Origin of the sequence: Flavobacterium psychrotolerans (genome assembly GCF_003097635.1) — a bacterium.
GTDB lineage: Bacteria > Bacteroidota > Bacteroidia > Flavobacteriales > Flavobacteriaceae > Flavobacterium > Flavobacterium psychrotolerans.
Map to the genome: position 1 here is coordinate 51,522 of NZ_QCZI01000007.1, position 21,079 is coordinate 72,600.

General features: G+C 36.2%; 20 protein-coding genes. 11 read left to right on the forward strand and 9 right to left on the reverse strand.

What is annotated here, in order from left to right:
• Nucleotides 1–23: 23 nt before the first annotated feature.
• A complete protein-coding gene (locus DB895_RS07135; RefSeq protein WP_243694638.1) occupies nucleotides 24–893 on the reverse strand; it encodes a winged helix-turn-helix domain-containing protein in 870 nt (289 codons plus the stop codon).
• A gap of 163 nt (nucleotides 894–1,056) precedes the next feature.
• Between DB895_RS07135 and DB895_RS07140 the strand changes: the two genes are divergently transcribed.
• Both DB895_RS07140 and DB895_RS07145 read left to right on the forward strand, forming a co-directional pair.
• Nucleotides 1,057–1,605, forward strand: a complete 549-nt coding sequence (locus DB895_RS07140) for a hypothetical protein (protein WP_116724759.1) — start codon at nucleotides 1,057–1,059, stop codon at nucleotides 1,603–1,605.
• A 335-nt stretch (nucleotides 1,606–1,940) separates the two neighbouring features.
• Nucleotides 1,941–2,423, forward strand: a complete 483-nt coding sequence (locus DB895_RS07145; protein WP_116724677.1) for a hypothetical protein — start codon at nucleotides 1,941–1,943, stop codon at nucleotides 2,421–2,423.
• A gap of 97 nt (nucleotides 2,424–2,520) precedes the next feature.
• Here the strand turns inward: DB895_RS07145 and DB895_RS07150 are convergent, their stop codons facing one another.
• Complete coding sequence (locus tag DB895_RS07150; protein ID WP_116724678.1) at nucleotides 2,521–2,979, reverse strand: tRNA (cytidine(34)-2'-O)-methyltransferase; 459 nt, start codon at nucleotides 2,977–2,979, stop codon at nucleotides 2,521–2,523.
• 34 nt (nucleotides 2,980–3,013) lie between these two features.
• A complete protein-coding gene (locus tag DB895_RS07155) occupies nucleotides 3,014–3,583 on the reverse strand; it encodes a pseudouridine synthase (RefSeq protein ID WP_116724679.1) in 570 nt (189 codons plus the stop codon).
• A gap of 109 nt (nucleotides 3,584–3,692) precedes the next feature.
• Here DB895_RS07155 and rmuC point away from each other — a divergent pair, with 109 nt between their 5' ends.
• From rmuC to DB895_RS07190, 7 genes are all read left to right on the forward strand, one after another.
• On the forward strand, nucleotides 3,693–5,063 hold the full coding sequence (gene rmuC, locus DB895_RS07160; RefSeq protein WP_116724680.1) for a DNA recombination protein RmuC: 1,371 nt from the start codon (nucleotides 3,693–3,695) through the stop codon (nucleotides 5,061–5,063).
• 7 nt (nucleotides 5,064–5,070) lie between these two features.
• A complete protein-coding gene (locus DB895_RS07165; RefSeq protein ID WP_116724681.1) occupies nucleotides 5,071–5,436 on the forward strand; it encodes a 6-phosphogluconate dehydrogenase in 366 nt (121 codons plus the stop codon).
• On the forward strand, nucleotides 5,436–5,978 hold the full coding sequence (locus tag DB895_RS07170) for an acyl-CoA thioesterase (RefSeq protein ID WP_116724760.1): 543 nt from the start codon (nucleotides 5,436–5,438) through the stop codon (nucleotides 5,976–5,978). Before DB895_RS07165 ends, DB895_RS07170 begins: the two co-directional genes overlap by 1 nt.
• A gap of 242 nt (nucleotides 5,979–6,220) precedes the next feature.
• Nucleotides 6,221–6,760 carry a YceI family protein gene (locus DB895_RS07175; RefSeq protein ID WP_243694639.1) on the forward strand — a complete coding sequence of 180 codons (540 nt, stop codon included), beginning with the start codon at nucleotides 6,221–6,223 and terminating at the stop codon, nucleotides 6,758–6,760.
• Nucleotides 6,761–7,040: 280 nt separating this feature from the next.
• Nucleotides 7,041–8,177, forward strand: coding sequence for an ATP-binding protein (locus DB895_RS07180; protein WP_116724683.1), 1,137 nt, complete (start codon nucleotides 7,041–7,043; stop codon nucleotides 8,175–8,177).
• 136 nt (nucleotides 8,178–8,313) lie between these two features.
• On the forward strand, nucleotides 8,314–8,493 hold the full coding sequence (locus DB895_RS14255) for a hypothetical protein (RefSeq protein WP_166426943.1): 180 nt from the start codon (nucleotides 8,314–8,316) through the stop codon (nucleotides 8,491–8,493).
• A gap of 234 nt (nucleotides 8,494–8,727) precedes the next feature.
• A complete protein-coding gene (locus DB895_RS07190) occupies nucleotides 8,728–11,658 on the forward strand; it encodes a T9SS type A sorting domain-containing protein (protein WP_116724685.1) in 2,931 nt (976 codons plus the stop codon).
• A 229-nt stretch (nucleotides 11,659–11,887) separates the two neighbouring features.
• Here DB895_RS07190 and carB read toward each other — a convergent pair whose 3' ends face one another.
• Together carB and rpmH are read right to left on the reverse strand one after the other, a co-directional pair.
• The gene (gene carB / locus DB895_RS07195; protein ID WP_116724686.1) at nucleotides 11,888–14,743 is read right to left on the reverse strand and encodes a carbamoyl-phosphate synthase large subunit; all 2,856 of its coding nucleotides are present in this window, start codon (nucleotides 14,741–14,743) and stop codon (nucleotides 11,888–11,890) included.
• A gap of 143 nt (nucleotides 14,744–14,886) precedes the next feature.
• Nucleotides 14,887–15,048: a 50S ribosomal protein L34 gene (gene rpmH / locus DB895_RS07200; RefSeq protein ID WP_007136275.1), complete on the reverse strand. Its 162-nt coding sequence runs from the start codon at nucleotides 15,046–15,048 to the stop codon at nucleotides 14,887–14,889.
• A gap of 166 nt (nucleotides 15,049–15,214) precedes the next feature.
• Between rpmH and DB895_RS07205 the strand changes: the two genes are divergently transcribed.
• A complete protein-coding gene (locus DB895_RS07205; protein ID WP_116724687.1) occupies nucleotides 15,215–15,730 on the forward strand; it encodes a DUF2892 domain-containing protein in 516 nt (171 codons plus the stop codon).
• Nucleotides 15,731–15,801: 71 nt separating this feature from the next.
• Here DB895_RS07205 and DB895_RS07210 read toward each other — a convergent pair whose 3' ends face one another.
• Together DB895_RS07210 and DB895_RS07215 are read right to left on the reverse strand one after the other, a co-directional pair.
• Nucleotides 15,802–16,695: a lytic transglycosylase domain-containing protein gene (locus DB895_RS07210; RefSeq protein ID WP_116724688.1), complete on the reverse strand. Its 894-nt coding sequence runs from the start codon at nucleotides 16,693–16,695 to the stop codon at nucleotides 15,802–15,804.
• 50 nt (nucleotides 16,696–16,745) lie between these two features.
• A complete protein-coding gene (locus DB895_RS07215) occupies nucleotides 16,746–17,411 on the reverse strand; it encodes an alpha/beta hydrolase (protein WP_116724689.1) in 666 nt (221 codons plus the stop codon).
• Nucleotides 17,412–18,255: 844 nt separating this feature from the next.
• Between DB895_RS07215 and DB895_RS07225 the strand changes: the two genes are divergently transcribed.
• Nucleotides 18,256–18,540: a GNAT family N-acetyltransferase gene (locus tag DB895_RS07225; RefSeq protein WP_116724761.1), complete on the forward strand. Its 285-nt coding sequence runs from the start codon at nucleotides 18,256–18,258 to the stop codon at nucleotides 18,538–18,540.
• 52 nt (nucleotides 18,541–18,592) lie between these two features.
• Here DB895_RS07225 and mtaB read toward each other — a convergent pair whose 3' ends face one another.
• A complete protein-coding gene (gene mtaB / locus DB895_RS07230) occupies nucleotides 18,593–19,921 on the reverse strand; it encodes a tRNA (N(6)-L-threonylcarbamoyladenosine(37)-C(2))-methylthiotransferase MtaB (protein WP_116724691.1) in 1,329 nt (442 codons plus the stop codon).
• 389 nt (nucleotides 19,922–20,310) lie between these two features.
• Nucleotides 20,311–20,796, reverse strand: coding sequence for a DUF6252 family protein (locus DB895_RS07235; RefSeq protein WP_133242655.1), 486 nt, complete (start codon nucleotides 20,794–20,796; stop codon nucleotides 20,311–20,313).
• Nucleotides 20,797–21,079 lie beyond the last annotated feature (283 nt).

Below are 21,079 nucleotides of genomic sequence, written 5' to 3' on the forward strand. Positions count from 1 at the left end.
CACCCCGCTCTGCGAAGTGTTCGTTAACGCTCTGCGAAGTCTCCCAACTTCGCAGCAAGTGCTATTTCAAGCTTATATCCTTTGCCACGTATAACAACAATTTTGATATTCGGATCCATTTCCAGTTTTTTTCTAAGTTTTGATATGAACATATCCAGACTACGTCCCACTATAACACCTTCATCTTCCCATATCTCTTTTTGAATTCGGCTTCGCTCTATGGTCTCGTTGGGAGACGATGCGAAAATGAGCAATACACGGGTTTCCGTTCCGGTCAGATCTATTGTCTTTCCATCTGTGATGAGTTTCCGATTCTTCGCATCAAACAACACCGAGCCCAAAGCGAACCTATTAGTATGTTGACAGGCAGGTAAAGCTTTTCGTGGTTTAACAACTCTCAAAAAAATAAAACCGACAAATGCTAAAAATGACAGGCTGCCCAAAAGATATCCCATTTTTGCTGTAGTTATTCCTGTCGGTTTGAATTTAATGTTAATCCTATAACAGGCTTTGGGTTGCCTTCTTCCTTTACAAGTTACAATATCATCTTTTTTATTTTTGGATATAGCATATCCATAGATTATACTGGAGTTATCACAATTCAGAACAGTAACAATATAATTACTTGAGAGTGGCGCGTTGTCCAAAAAACGCCGGGTAATACTCATTAGGGAGTCTGGTAGAAAAGTAAGCTCATTCTCAAACCTAATCTGATATTCATTTTCAGCAATCTTTGTTATGGGAAGAACTCTTGATGTACTATCGCCCGACTGTAGCAGTATTTCATGTCCGATTCTGCGGAGCAAAACTTCCCTTCTGGCAAAGTCAAAGTCATCACTATCCTCACTGCTGAAAGCCACACAGATTACACCGATAAATGAGAGTAGTAGCAATGCAAATAGAAATTTGCGTTTTCCGGAGAGGAGATTTCGACTAAGATGCATAGTGTCAATTTATTATTTACAAAGTTTACATTTTTATTTACAATCCCAATCTCTCAAACCGAAAAATATCAATGTAAATTCGCAGTATCAATTTAATAAGGATATGAAACATATGAAAAAAATCATCTATGTGCTGATCTTACTGCTGGTTGTGGTAAGCGGACTGGTATTTACTAATCGTGAAATTAAAAATGAAACTAAGCCATACCCAAAGCCGTTGTCTATTGCTAACAAGAAAGCCAACCTGGATGAAAGGAAAAAATGGGAGGCTTCTCCTGACGGTATAAAGTACAAAGAATGGGAGGTTTCTCCTGAAGGTAAAAAAGTGCATGCCAGTTATGATATAATAAAGAAGCACATAAAGGGGTTCACCAATATGGAGGCTGTGGTCACCTCTGTTACTTTTCAGCGCGAAAAGGGGAAATCATCAGGACCAAAATGGCTTATAGTCAAAATTAATGGCGAAGAATACATGATGCAATTTATTCCTAAGGAATTTGAGCAGTTAAAAAGCCTGAAAGTTAACGACAAAATAAGTATAAGAAGCCACAGTGCAGGGTATTCGAATAATCATCCCTATTTGATTCTATCGGGCGACTATATTGCGCGAAATAATAAGATCCTTTTTAAACGTGACTTTAGCAAAAATAATGGTTGCTGAGAATTAGGTGCCTCACGATTAGCTACACCCGAGGTTGCAAGCCGAACGGAGCAGAGTTAATCACAATTAAACCCCAGATGTCACAGCTATAAGTGGTTCTATAGTGCTGATTTGCAATCAGTGCCTGTAGAGTGAAGTATTCGGTAACACGCTACGGAGTCCCCTATTTTGCAGAGCGTTACCGAACACTTTGAATAAGGAACCCTACCAATACGACTGTTTTATCGCGACAATTTTCAACTAATATTAAATGCAAAATAGGCATCATTGCACGTTATTTATGCGTAAATTAGATATGGATATTGCCGCAATTTATTAACTAAATATGTACTACTATGAAAAATCTAGGCCTATTTTGTTTGCTTTTGGCTTGTGTTGGACTCCAAAGCTGTAAAAAAAATCAAAGCCCAAAAAACAATCAAGCCACTCAAGCCCAGGCTGAAAAGCCGATAAGCGTTCAGTGTTATAAAGCACTGTATGAAAAAGACACTGTGGAATTAAAAATAAACACTTTAAAAACCGGAAAAATTAGCGGTGATATGGTGATGAAAGTTTTTAAGATGCCGAACAAGGTTGGAAAAATTTACGGCGAATTTAGTGGAGATACCTTATTTGCTAGCTACACGTTTATTGCTGGAATGAATAATAAAACAACGTACAAAAATCCAATGGCATTTCTAAAGCGAGGAAACGAACTCATTTTAGGCAATGGAAAAATAGAAACCACTATGGGTGCCTCTTATTTTGTTAAAGGTGCTCCCATAGATTTTGATCGGGTAAAATATAAATTTACAACAGTTGACTGTGTAGATAAATGACGGAATAGAAGGAAAAAGGTATTCCCCTTGCTGGCATGAGCATCGCCCAATAAACAATATCGCCATCAGAGAATAATGGATAATTGTCAATTGCCAATTATCCATTATTAATTAAAATCTGTCTCTTCGCCTCGCCCACCACAAACGCCACCGAATTGGCAATGTTAAAACTCCGAATCAATTTAGACATCGGAATGGTTAAATGGTTGGGAAACAACTGGAGAACCGCCTCGCTCAAACCCACGCTTTCTTTGCCAAAAACCAACCAATCGCCATCCTGAAAGTTGGCTTCATAAATAGACGTTTTGGCATGAGAGCTCATGAGAAAAACTCTTGACTTATCCCGTATTTGAGCAGTCCACTCCTCCACATTTTGGTATTCGGTGACATCAAGGTGTACCCAATAATCCAATCCGGAACGTTTCAAATTCTTGTCGTTAATGACAAAACCAAACGGGTGAATTAAGTGCAATTTACTTTCGGTTCCTACGCACAAACGGCCTATGTTTCCAGTGTTGTTTGGGATTTCGGGTTCTACTAAAACGATGTTTAACATTTTGGGGGTGGTGTTGATTTTTGGGTGCTTATTGTTAGGTTATTGGGAAATTGGGGACTTCTAGGACATCTCCAGCTTTTAAATCGTTTAGATGTACGTTTCCTATGCGAACGCGAACCAATCGAAGGGTTGGAAATCCCACAGCAGCGGTCATTTTCCGAACCTGCCGGAACTTGCCTTCGTTAACAATTATGGAGGCCCAGGAAGTGGGTCCGTGACGTTCATCACGAATCTTTTTTCCTCTTGGTCCAAAATTTGGGATTTCATTTACAATAAAGGCCTTGCAAGGTTTCGTGATATACTTTGTGCCTTCAAATCCTATTTCTATTCCGTTTTGCAACCGCTCAATCGCTTCTTGGGTAATGATGCCGTCCACCTGAACGTAATATTCTTTATCAACTTTTCTGCTGCGTATTATTTCACTCATTTTCCCGTCGGTGGTCAGCAAAAGCAAGCCTTCGGAATCTTCGTCCAGCCTGCCTATTGCCATGGTTCCGGCGGGAAAATCATGCAATTCCCCCAGTAATTTCTTTTTGCGCTTTAATTCGTAAATGAACTGGCTCAAATAACCGTAGGGTTTGTGAATAATGAAATGGTGGTGCATAGGGAAAGCTATAATTTTGCGTAAAAATACAATTTTGAAATTATCTTCTTTTGAATTCTACAATTGATATTATTCCTTACTTTTACTTTCTACTAAAACAGTATTTTTTATGTCGAATCTATTTCCATTTTTAATTCTTTTTATCGTTGCCCTTGCCCTTGGTTTTTTTATGGGGAAACTACTATTTTCTGCCCGTTTCCAAACCGAAAAAATTAGTTTGGAGGAAAAAGGGATTGCCTTAACTTCACAATTCAACTTGCTGAAAGAACAACTTGAAAAGGACAAAACAGCTTTCGAAAAGCAGCTATTGGTTGCCAGCAGTGAAAAAGAAGCCATTCGAAATGAAAAAGATAGCCTCGCTATTCAGCTCTCCAAAAAGGAAGTCGATTTTGAGAATTTGTGGGAACGCAACAAAGAACAAAAGGACGAAGTAGAGAAACTACAAGAAAAATTCACCAAAGAATTCGAAAATCTAGCCAACAAGATTCTGGAAGAAAAATCGAATAAATTTACGGAACAGAACAAAGAAAACATGAAAAACATCCTAACGCCTTTGCAGGATAAAATTCATCTTTTTGAGAAAAAAGTGGAGGACACCCACAAGGAAAGCATTGATTATCATGCAGCTTTACGCCAACAAATCATTGGCCTTAGCAAGATGAACGAGCAAATGAGTAAGGAAACCATCAACCTGACCAAAGCCTTAAAAGGTGATAGCAAAATGCAGGGAAATTGGGGCGAACTGGTATTGGAACGCGTTTTAGAAAAATCAGGTTTGGAAAAAGATCGCGAATATTATGTGCAGCAATCGCATACTAATGGTGACGGACAGCGCGTTTTTCCCGATGTGGTGATTAATTTACCTGACGGAAAAAAGATGATTGTTGATTCTAAAGTTTCCCTTACTGCTTATGAAAAATACATTAACGAAGAAGACGATGCTTTAAAAAGCGGTTATTTAAAGGAGCACGTCAATTCCATCAAACGCCATGTGGAGCAATTGGGAGAAAAAAATTACCAAGATTTATACCAAATAGAAAGCCCCGATTTTGTGCTGCTTTTTATTCCTATTGAACCTGCTTTTGCCGTTGCCCTAAATGAGGATTTAGCCTTATACAACAAAGCCTTTGAGAAAAACATTGTGATCGTTACTCCATCAACATTATTGGCCACTTTACGAACCATCGACAGCATGTGGGCCAACCAAAAGCAACAGGAAAACGCCTATGAAATTGCGAGACAGGCTGGAGCGTTATACGATAAATTTGAAGGGTTTTATACTGATTTAGTCTTGGTAGGAAAAAAAATGGACGAAGGAAAAAAAGTCTATGAAGAATCTATGAAAAAACTTTATTCTGGAAACGGAAACCTCATCACGAGTGTGGAAAAACTCAAAAAAATGGGGGCCAAGGCCAAGAAATCCCTACCAGATAGCATCTTGAAACGAGCTGAAAATGATGAAATTGAACTTTTAAATTAGCAAAAAAATGAAAAGAACACTTGGTTACATGTTATTAACTATCCTTTTAGGAATTACCGCCTATTTTACCTTTTTGTATTTTGCTACCTATAGCGAAGGGGTTCGAGCTGGCGAATTGATAAAAGTGAGCCATAAGGGCGTTATTTTCAAAACCTGGGAAGGCGAAATGAGCCAAGGAATTTCGGGGGCTCAAATCTTCTCTTTTTCCGTTCTGGACCGCGACAAAAAAGTGATTGAAGACTTACAAGAAATGCAAGGCCAATATGTAAAAGTCACTTATGTTGAACGATTTAGAACCTTTCCGTGGTGGGGAGACAGCAAGTATTTTGTAATCAATGTCGAAAAAGAAAAATCACCCTTTAATAGTAAATGATGAGTCTCAATTTTAAAACCGTAGCAGCATCAAAAATCACTATTTCACAATTGATGTTACCCTCCCATTCCAATTTTAATGGCAAAATACACGGAGGCTATATTTTGTCCTTAATGGATCAAATCGCTTTTGCCTGTGCCTCAAAATATTCGGGATCCTATTGCGTGACGGCTTCTGTGGACACGGTTGATTTTTTGGGCCCTATTGAAATTGGAGAATTGGTTACCCTGAAAGCATCCGTGAATTATGTTGGTAAAACATCCATGGTGATAGGCATTCGGGTAGATTCTGAAAACATTCAATCCGGAGAAATTAAGCACTGTAATTCCTCCTATTTTACTATGGTGGCCAAAGACAAATTTGGAAATTCAGTCGCGGTTCCTGGGTTAGTCCTTTCGGGCTTAGAGGAAAGGAGGCGTTTTTACAATTGTCTAAAAAAGATAGCGATTAAAAAAGAAAGAGACCAACACGAAGAAACTTTTGATTATTCCTCCAGAGAAGTTTTAAAGGAACTTGAAAAATATAATGTTCAAATACTTTGACAACAAAAGCTACTCATTTAAAAAACTAAACCGCTACAAAAGACCAATTCCTAACATGATAATATTGTCTATTTTCTTCTAAAAAAATTAAAAACTAATCCTAATAATTTTAATATTTTTGATATTTTTTCCTTAACTTTATGAGGGTGTCAAAGTAAAAAAAGAACTAATCTAATTCCCAAAAATCAATCGCCACGGATACGAATGTGTGCTATGCAGCTATATTAAAATAGTACCTCCAAATGAAAACAACAATCCTCATTAGCGCATTAATCTTGACAACCGTTATGTTCGCCCAGGACAAAATGATTGCCAAAACCGGCAAAATCACTTTCGAAGCTTCTGTTCCCAGCTTTGAAGAAGTGACGGCAATCAATCATATAGGATCTTGTTTATTAAATTCAAAAACAGGCGAAATTGCGTGTTTAGTTTTGGTTAAAGGTTTCCGATTCAAACTGGCCTTGATGGAAGAACATTTCAATGAAAATTACATTGAAAGTAATGATTATCCAAAAGCCACTTTTAAAGGCATTATTCAGGGATTCAATAGCAACATAATTGGAACTACCCCAAAACAATTTAAAATGAAAGGCAAATTGGAAATTCATGGGAAAAAGAAAGAAATCGACACCAATGCCACACTCCGAAAAACAGATGGAGGCATCGAAATTATTTCTGATTTTAATGTAAATTCAGACGAATTTGCCATCGTAATTCCATCGGTGGTAAGCTGGAAAGTAGCTAAAACGGTCAACATAAAAACAGAATTTTTGGTAAAATAAATGCTTTACTTTAAAATAAATTATGCTGCGGAATAAACATAAAGTCTCTTATTGGGACTTTTTTTGATGCTGATTTGAATCCTACAAAATAATAAATAGTTGTAATTAGGAGTTGTGTATGCCTATAAATTGCAATAATGACAATCCGCAATAATCACGTTTAAAACTATTATTTTTTACAATATAATGGAAATATAAGTATAAATATTTCTGTTATACTGGAAAAAATAATATTAATATTTCCATTAAATATTCAAATGTTTCTTATCTTTGCTTCATTATGTATCAAAGATTACAAATACAAACGCTCACACAATGGCTTTTTAAAGATAAAGTCCTTGTACTTATTGGAGCAAGACAAGTAGGAAAATCGACCTTGCTAAAAGCGATGTTGCAACAATTACCTTATCCTTTTTTGAGTTTAAATGGAGAAGAATCACACATAAAAAAACTGTTTGAGGAACCCACAGTCGAAAAATTGCGCCAGATTGTGGGCGATAATAAAATCGTACTTATAGACGAAGCCCAACAAATCAAAAACATCGGATTGTGTTTGAAAATGCTTTTTGACAATCTCAAAGACGTTCAATTTATTGCGAGTGGCTCTTCGGCTTTGGAAATTGCAGACGAAATTTTTGAACCATTGACCGGGAGGCATTTTGTATTTCATTTATATCCGTTGAGTGTTGAAGAAATATACACGAAAAATGGTTTTTTGAAATTTACGGAAAACCTGAATTGGCATTTGGTTTACGGCATGTATCCCGATGTTTTGAACAACCGAAATCACGCCAAAAAATATCTAAAAAGCATTGCCAATCAATATCTCTATAAAGATGTTTTGGCTTGGAAAGACATTCGAAAACCCGATTTGCTGAATAAATTATTACAACTCTTGGCGCATCAAATAGGTTGCGAAGTTTCCCTAAACGAACTGGCGATGCAACTAAAAGTGAAGTCGGAAACGGTGGATAATTACATCGATTTATTGGAAAAATCCTTTGTGTTATTTCGTTTAAAAAGTTATGCCACCAATGAAAGAAAAGAGGTTACCAAAATGCGAAAAATCTATTTTTATGATTTAGGAATTCGGAATGCCATTATCGATAATTTTTCGCCCATAGAATTACGAAATGATGTGGGTGCGCTATGGGAAAACTTTGTGGTTATGGAAATCATTAAAGCCAATGAATATGCACAAAAGGATTTCAATTACTATTTTTGGAGGACTTTACAACAGCAAGAAGTAGATTTTATCGTTCAGGACGAACAACAAATCACAGCCTTTGAAATGAAATGGGGAAACAAAGGCAAAATAACCAAAGCTTTCACGAACAGTTACCCTAATGCCAAAACTGAACTAATTAGTCCCGACAACTTTTTCGAGAAAATAGTTGTTAAAGAAAATACTTTATAAACTTAAACAAAAGGAAATTTGGTTATATTTGAGATTACGAATTGGATTACAAATAATTACAAACGATTATAATTATTTGTAAGCGTCCTACCGTCAGACGTTATATTCTCAGAACGAAAAATAGAAAAACACCTACTTGAAAAATAAAAATTTAGAAAATGGAAAAAATAGAAATTTATTCAAGCAAAAAAAATCATTTTTATTACTAATTGCTTCACTAATTTTTGTCATTGGTGGAATTTATATGTTTATGAACGCTGAAAATTCTACAGGCTATAGAGTAATAAATACACTTTTTACAAAAGAAATGTGTTAAAATTAACACTTATGTATAAAGTAATTGGCAAAAATATGATAAAAACTAAAATTATCACTAACTTGCCATTGCTGAAAAGAAGTTTTATCAAAAAACGGTCACTGACAGCATCATAATTTTCTAAAATAAAGGCGTAAGCATAATTGTTTTGTTTTAATACGTATTGGGTGTTTGGCTTTTTTAGCAAAAAATTAACTGTTGATATTTTTTTCTTACCTTTAAATAAAACTAACTATGAAAAAACAAATTACAATCTTATTGGTCTTACTAAGTACGGTATTAGGAATGGCACAAACTCCTCCGCCAGTGCAATGGCAAGTAGCCTTGGGCGGTAAGAGTTATGATTTGCCATCCACTATTCAGCAAACTGCCGATGGAGGTTATATCGTATCCGGATACAGTAATTCTCAGGATGGCGACCTGACAGGTAGTATTCATTATGGCACTAGTGCTGTCCATAACCTTTGGATAGTGAAATTGGATGGTGCAGGTAGTATTGTATGGAAAAACACTTATGGTATTAGAGATAATGACTATCAATCAATCAGTGCTTCTATCAAGCAAACTAACGATGGTGGTTATATTGTGGTGGGAACTGCTGAAACTTGGGGGCAATTTTCCAATTATTTAGTAATGAAAATAGATAGTACTGGTAATGTTCAATGGTCAAATAATAGTTTAGGAGGCAATGCGTATGATATAGCAACTTCTGTTTGGCAAACTACCGATAACGGCTATATTATAGCTGGTTATACGTCTGGAAATTTAGCGACACAAGGCGGTTATGATTATTATATTGTAAAATTAGATGCCTCGGGTACTGTACAGTGGAATAAAGTTGTAGGTGGTTCAGGTGATGAAAATACCAGCACCATTCAGCAGACAGCAGACGGTGGCTATATTGTGGGTGGTAGCACTACCTCCAATAACGGAGATGTAAGCAGTAATCATGGCAGTACCGATGGTTGGTTGGTTAAATTAGATCCCACAGGCACTACTATACAGTGGCAAAAAACGTATGGAGGAACAGGTGATGATATTATTTATTCTCTTCAGCAAACTATTGACGGAGGTTTTATTGTAGGAGGTAGCACTACATCTAATAATGGAGATGTAAGTGGTAATCATGGAGGTAGCGACGCTTGGGTTATGAAATTAGATAATTTAGGTAATGTTACATGGGGTCAATGTTTTGGCGGTGCAAATGCAGATGAAGTGAATGAAATAAGACAAACGAACGATGGGGGGTACATTGTAGCCTGTGCAAAAAACGCCAATTCTGCGGCTTCTGAATCTCGGACAATGAAATTAGATGGAAGCGGTAATACCGAATGGGAGAAAATTTTTAATGGCTCAAATGTAGATGAAAATTACTCGGCTCAAAAAACAAGTGATAATGGTTATATTTTACTATTGTCTTCAAATTCTAATGATTTAGATTATACGGGAGCTCACGGAGATAATGATTATTGGGTAGTAAAATTGTTACCTGGACAAGATCAAACCGCTTGTGTTAACTGGAGTTTACCGAATAATCAATCCGTTACTTCTGTTACTGGAAATGTAAACGGCTTATCCGAAATTATACAACCACCTTTGCAAACATTTGACTATAATGGAGGGCAAAGGCTTACAAAACCGCATCCTATGGGTGGTTGGGGCTGGACAGCAGGTGGAGTAAACCCTTCTGAATACGTAGAATTTAACACTTCACCAGTAGCAGGAAATGATTTAACAGTCACAAATGTATCGTTTGACTACAGTGATAACCTTGCCTCAGGAATGAATTTCAATATTCTATATTTTGATGTAGCCTATTCGCTTGATAACTGGTCAACTTCCGTCTCTTTGGGCACAGGTGTTGTTTATCAAGGCACCTCAGTACAAACATTTAGTGCTCCCCTTAGTGTTTTGGTGGCAAACGGCAGTACTTTTTCTTTTCGAATTTTTCCGTATTCACCAAACGGAAGTATTGCAGCAACACCATCGTTTGCTGTTCATAACAACGTAAATATTTGTGGAAAAACACAAAAGGCATCTACTTCATATTCAGGAACGGTATGTGGTTCAAAATTTAATGATGAAAACAATAATGGTATTTGGGATAATAATGAGATAGGTATTCCTAATTGGCAAATCAATTTAGCCTCAATTTCAGGAAATCAATACCAAACGATATTAACAGACAAAAACGGAAATTATTGCTTTGAAAATGTATCGGGGGGCAATTTTTACGTAACTGAAACCCAGCAACCAGAATGGACACAAACCTATCCATCTGCCACTACCTATCATTTATTACAAGCAACAGCAGGAAGTACTTATTCAAATGCTAATTTTGGTAACAAACAAGCGAGTAAAAATCCAACGCCTGAAGAAAAATGTTTAATCAATTATTTAACTGAAGGTCCGTGTGGTGGTTATACGCCTGACAATATGATTAACGACGGATGTTCAACAAGTATGGGTTATGATCCCGTTATGTATGTAAGTGGTTACGATGCTGTTTTTGGACAAAAATTAACGGTTAATAGCTGGATGTCAGGAGTTTACGATTCGGGTCGATACATTGCTTTTAATGCAAAACCGCTACCAAACAATACATTAACGGTTACAAATGTATCATTTGATTATACGGAGCTCGGTGCTACCAACAACGCTATTCACGGGTACGTTGAATATCTAATCGGTTCGGGTAATAACTGGACAAACTACTTTTTAGGAAATATTGATTATTCAACTTCGGGTGCACAAACCTTTACAGCCCAAATACCAAGCGGAGTTGGAGTTGTTCCTGACGGTCAATATTTTGTTTTAAGAATTTATTTGTGGGCAACACAAGATGAAGTATCGAATCCTTTTTATCCAACACATCGCAATGTAACCATTTGTGGTACTACTTCAGATCAATCATTAAGTATACAATCACAAATTATTTTACCAGAAACAAGCATGTATCCTAATCCTGCTGAAAATGTGGTGTATTTAAAAAATCTGCCTAGTAGCTCAATAATAACCATTTTTGACCTCATGGGAAAAGTGATTTACTCCCAAACAGCAAACGAACAAATTTCTGTTGATACCACAAATTTTGCAAACGGAATGTATATCGTTCAAATAGAAAACAACGGAAAAAAAGATCATAAAAAATTGATTGTAAAATAAGCGTTCGATATTTTCTTAAATACATTAGAAGCGGTCTAAACTTTTTTGATTCAATCAAAAAGTTTAAACCGCTTTTATGTTTCAATTAAGTAATGGCTAAAATTTAATGTCGTATTTCATGCCAAAATTATTCAACACAAAAGTAGTTCTGAAAGATGATAAAATAGTACGGCTAAAGCCTTAAATAAAAAGCCCCAAACGGGGCTTTTTACATATACTAAATCCAAGTTTATTTACTCAAATACATTTTCCTTCTAGAATACAATTCGTAGAACTGGTCGTCTTTCAAGTCGTCTATAAACAAAATGCTTTCTCCTGTTGATTTCATTTCTGGGCCTAATGCTTTATTGACATTATGGAACTTGCTGAATGAGAAAACGGGTTGCTTGATGGCAAATCCTTTCAACTGCGGATTAAAATTGAAATCCGTCACTTTGTTATGACCTAACATCACTTTAGTGGCGTAGTTCACATACGGTTCTCCGTAGGCTTTTGCTATAAAAGGCACTGTTCGAGATGCCCTAGGATTAGCTTCGATGATGTAAACAATATCATTTTTTATCGCAAATTGAATATTGATTAAACCTACCGTTTGTAAAGCCAAAGCGATATTTTTTGTGTGATCCTTAATTTGCTGCATCACAAATTCACCCAAATTAAATGGTGGCAAGGTGGCATTGCTGTCACCAGAATGGATTCCGCAAGGCTCAATGTGTTCCATAATTCCAATGATATACACATTCTTCCCATCACAAATCGCATCGGCTTCTGCTTCAATGGCACCATCTAAATAATGATCTAAAAGCAGTTTATTTCCCGGAATCGATTTCAACAAATTAATGACATGTTCTTCTAATTCTTGTTTGTTGATGACAATTTTCATTCCCTGACCACCCAACACATAAGAGGGACGAATCAATAATGGAAAATCTAAGGTATCTGCTAAAGCGGAAGCTTCATCAGCCGTTTCGGCAATTCCAAATTGTGGGAAAGGAATTTTCAATTCGGTCAACAGTTCCGAAAAACGGCCTCTGTCTTCTGCTAAATCCAAAGCATCAAAGCTGGTTCCCAGAATTTTTATTCCGTATTTTGATAATTTTTCCGCCAGTTTCAAGGCTGTTTGTCCTCCCAATTGCACGATGACACCAATTGGCTTTTCATGACGGATAATGTCATAAATGTGTTCCCAAAAAACAGGTTCGAAATACAATTTGTCCGCCGTATCAAAATCGGTAGAAACCGTTTCAGGATTACAATTAATCATGATGGTTTCATACCCACATTCCTTGGCTGCCAAAACCCCGTGAACGCAAGAATAGTCAAACTCAATTCCTTGTCCAATACGGTTGGGTCCGGAACCCAAAACAACCACTTTCTCTTTATTGGGAGTAACGATACTTTCGTTGTGAACGTAAATTTCACCCGTCGCCGTTTCTATTTCAGCTTCAAAAGTCGAATAATAATAAGGTGTTTGCGCCTTGAATTCGGCTGCACAGGTATCCACCAATTTGTAGACCCGATTGATATTTTTTTCTTCCCGCAATTTATTAACCTGACTTTCCAAACACCCCATAATGTAGGCAATTTGGCGGTCGGCAAACCCTTTTTGCTTGGCCTCAAGTAATAAATCTTTAGGCAAAGTATCTATTGTATGAGTAGAGATCTCTTTCTCTAAAACATATAACTCTTCGTATTGTTTCAAGAACCACATATCAATTTTAGTGATTTCATGAATACGACTCAACGGAATTCCCATTGCGATGGCATCATAAATCACAAAAACACGATCCCAACTTGCAAAAGTCAGCTTTTCGATAATTTGCTCGTAATTTTTATATCCTTTTCCGTCAGCTCCCAGTCCATTTCTTTTAATTTCTAAAGATTGAGTCGCTTTGTGCAAGGCTTCTTGGAACGAACGTCCAATTCCCATTACTTCACCAACCGATTTCATTTGAAGTCCTAGCGTTCTATCAGCTCCTTCGAATTTATCAAAGTTCCAACGTGGTATTTTTACAATTACGTAATCCAAAGTCGGTTCGAATAATGCCGAAGTCGATTTGGTAATTTGATTTTGCAATTCGTCTAAGTTGTACCCCAAAGCCAGTTTAGAAGCAATTTTCGCAATAGGATACCCCGTTGCTTTTGATGCCAAAGCTGATGAACGAGACACACGAGGGTTAATCTCAATCGCTACAATATCTTCTTTTTCGTCGGGTGAAACGGCAAATTGCACGTTACACCCTCCTGCAAAGTTTCCGATGCTACGCATCATCAAAATCGCCATATCCCGCATTTTTTGGAAGGTGGTGTCAGACAAGGTCATTGCTGGAGCAACCGTAATGGAATCTCCGGTATGAATTCCCATTGGATCCATATTTTCAATCGAACAGATAATCACAACATTGTCATTTTTATCTCTCAACAATTCCAATTCGTATTCTTTCCAACCCATTAAAGCCTTATCAATTAAGACTTCGTGAATGGGTGATGCTTCTAAACCTCTGGTCAAAAGTTCATCAAAATCTTCTTTTTTATAGACAATTGCCGCTCCGGTCCCACCTAAAGTAAAGGAAGGACGGATTACTAAGGGGAAACCAAATTCCTGAGCGATTTCTTTTCCTCTTAGATAAGAGGTACATATTTCTGCAGGAGCAGATGGAACTCCTATTTTTTTAAGAAGGTTTTTAAACTGCTCTCTGTCTTCGGTAATATTAATGGCGTTGACATCAACCCCAATTAATTTTACTCCAAAATCTTCCCAAATTCCTTTTTCATCGGCTTCCAAGCAAAGATTCAAAGCGGTTTGTCCTCCCATAGTAGGCAAAACAGCATCAATTTGTGGATGTTCTTTAAGGATTTGAATGATCGATTTTGTGGTCAGTGGCAATAAATAAACATGATCTGCCATTGAAGGATCGGTCATGATGGTTGCTGGATTGGAGTTGATTAAGATGACTTCAATTCCTTCTTCACGAATGGAACGTGCCGATTGTGAACCCGCATAATCAAATTCGCAGGCTTGCCCGATTACGATTGGTCCTGATCCTATTATTAAAACCGATTTTATGGAATTGTCTTTTGGCATTATGTAGTTAGTTTGTTTGTTTTATTTTCAAGGCTTAAAGTCAGTTGTGTAACTTTTTTTAACGCTACCATTCCGTTCACGTTAAGATATAAAAAAAGGCGATACTCATAACAGTAACGCCTTTATTTATGTTTATAAAAACATTATTTTTTGTGTCTTGGTTCGCAAGAAACAGTCAATTTGTGTCTTCCTTTAGCTCTACGACGAGCTAGGACTTTTCTTCCATTAGCAGAAGCCATTCTGTCCATAAATCCGTGCTTATTTCTTCTTTTTCTTTTCGATGGTTGAAACGTTCTTTTGCTCATTGCTTTGTATCTTTAAAAATCTTTGTTTATTTGCTGTAATTGTTTTAGATAGTGCGTTTCTAAAACCGAGTGCAAATATACAAAGTCTTTTTTTTCTGGCAAGCGGTTTTATAAAAATATTTTAAAATCCTTTTACTATATTTGCACACTCATAAATACATACCCTATGTTTCACAGAAATATTAAATTGATACTCGCTGGACTTATTATAGTTACTGGCATTTGGCAAATGACGGAAGGTAATATTGGCAATGGAATTTTCCTGATATTATTGTCTGCTATCCCTGTTTTTTTGTATTATAAAAACGAATTTATCCTGTTGGCCTTCCTTAAATTGAGAAAACAGGATTTCCCTGGTGCTCAAAAATGGCTTGCTCATATCAAAAATCCAGAAAAGGCCTTAGTGAGAAAGCAACAAGGTTATTTTAATTATCTGCACGGTATTATGCTTTCGCAAACGAATTTGATTCAGGCGGAGAAATATTTCAAAAAAGCCATTGAACTGGGACTAACCATGGATATGGATTTGGCAGTCTGCAAATTAAATTTAGCTGGTGTGGCTATGACCAGAAGAAGAAAACTTGAAGCCACTAATTTACTGAATGAAGCTAGAAAATTAGACAAACAGAACATGCTGAAAGAGCAAATTACAATGATGAAAGAGCAAATGAAGAAAATGTAGTATGATTTCTATCAAAATAAAAACCATCACAATTATTAAATTGTGATGGTTTTTTTATGCAATTTCAAAAATTAATATCCGTTCAAAGGAATGTCAATTTGATATTTTTTACCTGAAACATTTACTAATTTTTTATCTCTCAACCAAGGATTGTGAATCTTCAAAATCTTATAATTAATCCCTTGGCTTTTCGCAAAAGTGGCTAAGTCGGTAATGGAACTGTCAATGTCCAATTTTCTTGTCGGCAAATTGACATACAATTCATCTGCATTTACCGTAAAACCATATTTATCAGGACTTTTCATTATTTCTTTGAGTGCCAAGATCCTGAAAACGTATCTTGATGTTTCTTCATTAAGCATCAAATCATAATACGTGGATACTTTTTGCATTTCAATTTGCTTGTTTACGCCATTCATCCCTGCATTATAAGATGCTGCTGCCAAGGTCCAAGAACCAAATTTAGCCTTTGCATCCAATAAATATTTACATGCTGCCTCGGTCGATTTTTCTAAACTGTAACGTTCATCAACCACATCATTGACTTCCATGCCTATTTGTCGGGCAGTATCAGGCATAAACTGCCAAACCCCTCTGGCACCAGCAGGTGAAACTGCGTTTGTCAAATTACTTTCTATAACTGCCAAATATTTAAAATCGTCAGGAATATTGTACTTTTTCAATATGGGTTCGATGACAGGGAAGGCACGGTTGGCTCTTTTCATAATCAACAACGTGGTCGCATCCAAGTTTGCATTAATTAACAATTCTTTATCCAGACGTTCCCTAACATCTGAAATCTGCAATGGTGTCTGTTCACCAGCAAAATCTATACTTGTCGGAAAATATTGTGCTGAGCCTTCGTGTGTGATTTTATTTTTGGTCTCCGTCGACGTTGCATAGATTAATAATCCGCTCGCCAAAACTATCGAAGCAATTGTGCTTATTTTTTTTATCCTGTTCATTTTCTTTTGCTATTATGTTATTATGGTAAACCTACAAAAACCAAACCATTCTATTGGTATTCCTCTAAAATTATTTTAGGCAAATTTTCATTCAACCATTTAAATTTATTCAGAATCATAATGTGCGTCCCTCCTTTTACTACTATGCACTTTTTAATATTTTTAATAGGAAAAACATCGTCGACATCACCATGAATGTGAATCACACGCTCATCAATTACAGTTCTGTCCCACAAAATTACTTGCTCAATTGCCCAATCCAAATACCTTTTATCTCTTACCGAAAGAAACTTTTCATATAATTTGAGTCTTTGATTGACTTTGTCTCCAAAAGAAAACTTAGCCAGACTTTCTATATTCAAAAGCAAATCCAATGGTATTAATTTATATGCCTTGGTTTTTTTTGCAATTTTCATTCTTAACGGAAACTCTAAATTGCTTTTGACACTCGAAATAATGATTACTATTTTCACATCAATGTTCTTAGCCATCTCCTGCACTAAGATTCCGCCAAAGGAAACTCCTATTAAAACCGGATTTTTATGTGTTATTTTTTCTGCAATCCGTTTGGCATATGCTGTTAAAGTCTCACTACCTAAAGGGATCTCCCATTCTAAAAGATGAACTTCAAAGGTTTCCTGCGGCAATGAAATTCTCTCAAAAATACTGGTACTGGCCGCCAACCCCGGCATAAAATAAACTGGAATTTTACTCATCTTTTTTGTTTTACCACATAATAGAAGCAACGCAAGCGATTTATCACGAAATTTGTATAAAATTACTTTTTTAGATTTGAAAAGTTTCCATTTTCATTTTAAATTATAAATAAATTGTGACTACTCAAAATATACCCGACTCAAGAAAGAGGCAAAGTTGATTTTGACTGGCTAAAGTCTAATTTTCTTTCTCCCTCAGGATTTATTTCAATCCACAAAAAGTACAATTTGGGATGCTTCCAGTTTTAAACGATGACACCATCTCAGCAGAAATGGGCTTTTATTCCATCAGCAAGAAAATTTGGAAATCATAACCATTCTTGAAGGCGGTTTAAAACAGCATGAAAAATGAAGACAGTAGCTCATTTAAATAAATCTAGGCTATGAGTGCTGGAATCGGAATTCAACATTCTGAAATGAACCCAAGCATGACCGAGGTTGCGAAAACACTCCAACTGCGGGTTTTTCCCAAAAAGAAAATGTTATTCCAAGATATGACCAAAAATCATTTGATATTGAAAGCCAAATCAATACCTTTGTACACGTTGTTTCCCCTGCAGATAAAAATGAAGGAAACGCGCTCTGGGCGTACAAACAAACATTTTTTAATTTAGGGATTTTCGAAATCGGGAAATCAATCACTTACCAAATAAACATTCCAAAAAATGAGGTTTATCTTTTTCTTGATTGAGAGCGAAATTGAGGTTAATAATCAAACTTAAAAAAATGATACACAATGTAAACCATTGATTTTAAAAAACTTACATTTCGTAAAACAAAAATATAAAATACTTTTGGTAGAAGTGCCAATGAAACCCAATTAATTATGGATGCAGCAATTACGATGGAAATTAAAGACAATACTTTTGCAAGACAATTTGAAACTACAATAGATGAAGGATTGATTTCTGTAGAATATTCTTTTCAAGAGAAGAAAATTTTCCTGACAAAAATAAACGTTCCCGATACTTTTGCTGATGAAGAATTCATCAATGAGTTACTAAAAAACATTATGGCGATTGCCTACGAACGCAAGTTAAAAGTAGTTCCCATTCTTCCTAAAATTGCGCTGTTCTTCAGAAAAAACACTACTTATAGAGATTTATTACCTCCGGGAATAAAAATATAACATCTATACCCAAAAAAAAAACGACTTGTGTTTCAAGTCGTTTTTTTTATGCTTAAACCTCAACATTCAAAAAATCCATTCTCACACTTCCGTCGTCATCCATTTTAGTAAGATTGATTTCGTGTAAAGTATTTACCAATTCCGGATTCCAAGGGGTTTTCACTTTTACATAATTTTCGGTAAAACCGTGAATATACCCTTCTTTATTTTCGCTTTCAAACAGCACCGTCCTGTTGCTCCCCAACTGACTTTCATAAAAAGCGCGACGTTTTTTAACGGACAATCCGCGTAACATTTTACTTCTTTTAGCACGAACATTAGAAGGAACAATCCCTTCCATGTCAGCCGCCTCCGTATTATCCCGTTCGGAATAGGTAAAAACATGCAGATACGAAATATCCATTTCATTCAGAAAATGATAAGTCTCTAAGAAATGTTCATCCGTTTCTCCAGGGAATCCAACAATCACGTCCACGCCAATACAGGCGTGAGGCATCACTTCCCGTATTTTGTTTACCCTTTCGGTATAGACCTCTCTTTGGTAACGGCGTTTCATCAATTTCAAAATGTCATTACTTCCGGATTGCAACGGGATATGAAAATGCGGCACAAAAGTCCTGCTTTGAGAAACAAATTCTATGGTTTCGTTTTTCAATAGATTGGGTTCGATGGATGAAATTCGCAATCTTTCGATGCCTTCTACCTTATCCAACTCCTGAACCAATTCCAGAAAAGTATGTTCGTGTTTCTTGTTTCCGAATTCCCCTTTTCCGTAATCGCCAATGTTTACGCCAGTCAAAACAATCTCTTTGATGTCTTGTTTTGAAATTTCATAGGCGTTTTTCAACACGTTTTCCAGAGCATCGCTTCTGGAAATTCCACGAGCCAGCGGAATGGTGCAATAGGTACATTTGTAATCGCAACCGTCCTGCACTTTCAAAAAAGCTCGGGTTCGGTCTCCAATAGAATAACTTCCCACATAAAAATCGGCTTCCGAAATTTCGCAGGAATGCACTTCGCCAAAATCATTTTTCGACAAATCATTGATGTAATCGGTAATTTTGAATTTTTCGGTAGCACCTAAAACCAAATCCACGCCATCCACATTGGCCAATTCTTCCGGTTTCAATTGGGCATAACAGCCCACTGCCGCAATAAAAGCCTTGTCGTTCAACTTCATTGCTTTACGCACCACTTGCTTGAATTGCTTGTCCGCATTTTCCGTTACTGAGCAGGTGTTAATCACATACATATCGGCCACTTCCTCAAAATCGACACGATCGAAACCTTCGTCCTGAAAACTTCTGGCAATAGTCGAGGTTTCCGAAAAATTCAGTTTGCAACCGAGGGTGTAAAAAGCAACTTTTTTTCTATCAGTCATAATTCATTTTTTTGGGCGAATCCCTTCAAATTGCTTCGTGCCTCGCAACTTCGGGTCGGGCTATACGCTACAATCCACGCCCAAAAACGTGGGATTTTCACTACTATCCCTTTCGCGGTTGCAAATTTACAAACAAAAATCTATAAAATACTCAAAACAAATACCTTTAAAAATATCCATTATACCATGACATACATAATATGCTTGTTTCCGAAAATTGAAATCCCTGTTTTCTAGTTCAAAAAATCAAAAAAATAGGCTGTCTCAAAAGTTGAGACAGCCTATTTTTCGTGTTCTTTCGAGGGAAATTTTCGTTTAAGAGATTCTCTCTTCTTTCATTTTAATCCTGAAACAACCTCTTAATTTTTACAAATTAATTGATTTATTTACTACCATTTAATGTCTGTAAAAACGCCCTCAGTGAATACCTTTTGAGTAGAAGCGACTTTACCAATGGCAGTAAATTTAAAAGTGCCAGAAATTGTTTTCGCAACATTGTCATATTTTGTAATGACAACTTCATCAGCAGTAACTAATCGATCATTATTCGTTTTAAATTCACCATCAGTAATAAAGTTGTCTAAATAATAGGCATTAGAATACCCAGGGTCTGTAAAAGCATTTTTAGCAACTTTAAATGTACCCACTTTTAAGCCTGCAACTTGAAGACTGATAATAATCCCTGTCATAGTTGGTTGAGTTGCATCATGTGCAGAAATTGAAAATAACCCACTGGTCTCAGTGGCTTTGCCGTCTTTACAACTAATGGCTACACCGTCTATTTTATATGACAAATTAGTTGTTGCAGCTGGTGTTACCGCAGGTGTGGCTTCATCCTTGCTACATGAAGTTACCATGATTGATACTCCGATCATTTAAATCAATAGAAATTTGTTTGTTTTCATAGTTTTATGTTTTTGTTTAGATGCTAAACATAGCCAAATTAATTAACATAATTATTATTATTCTAAAAAAATATGTAATTTTTTTATTTATTCACGAAAATAAAGCTAAAATTTTAGAATATCTATTTTTTAATCATTATTGCCTCGTAAAAAGAGTTAAAAAAAAGAAGCCCTAAAAATAGCTTCTCTATGAAGTTAATAATTCCATTCTCCAAAATCCATTTTTTCGGAAAATCCCAAAATAACATCGATT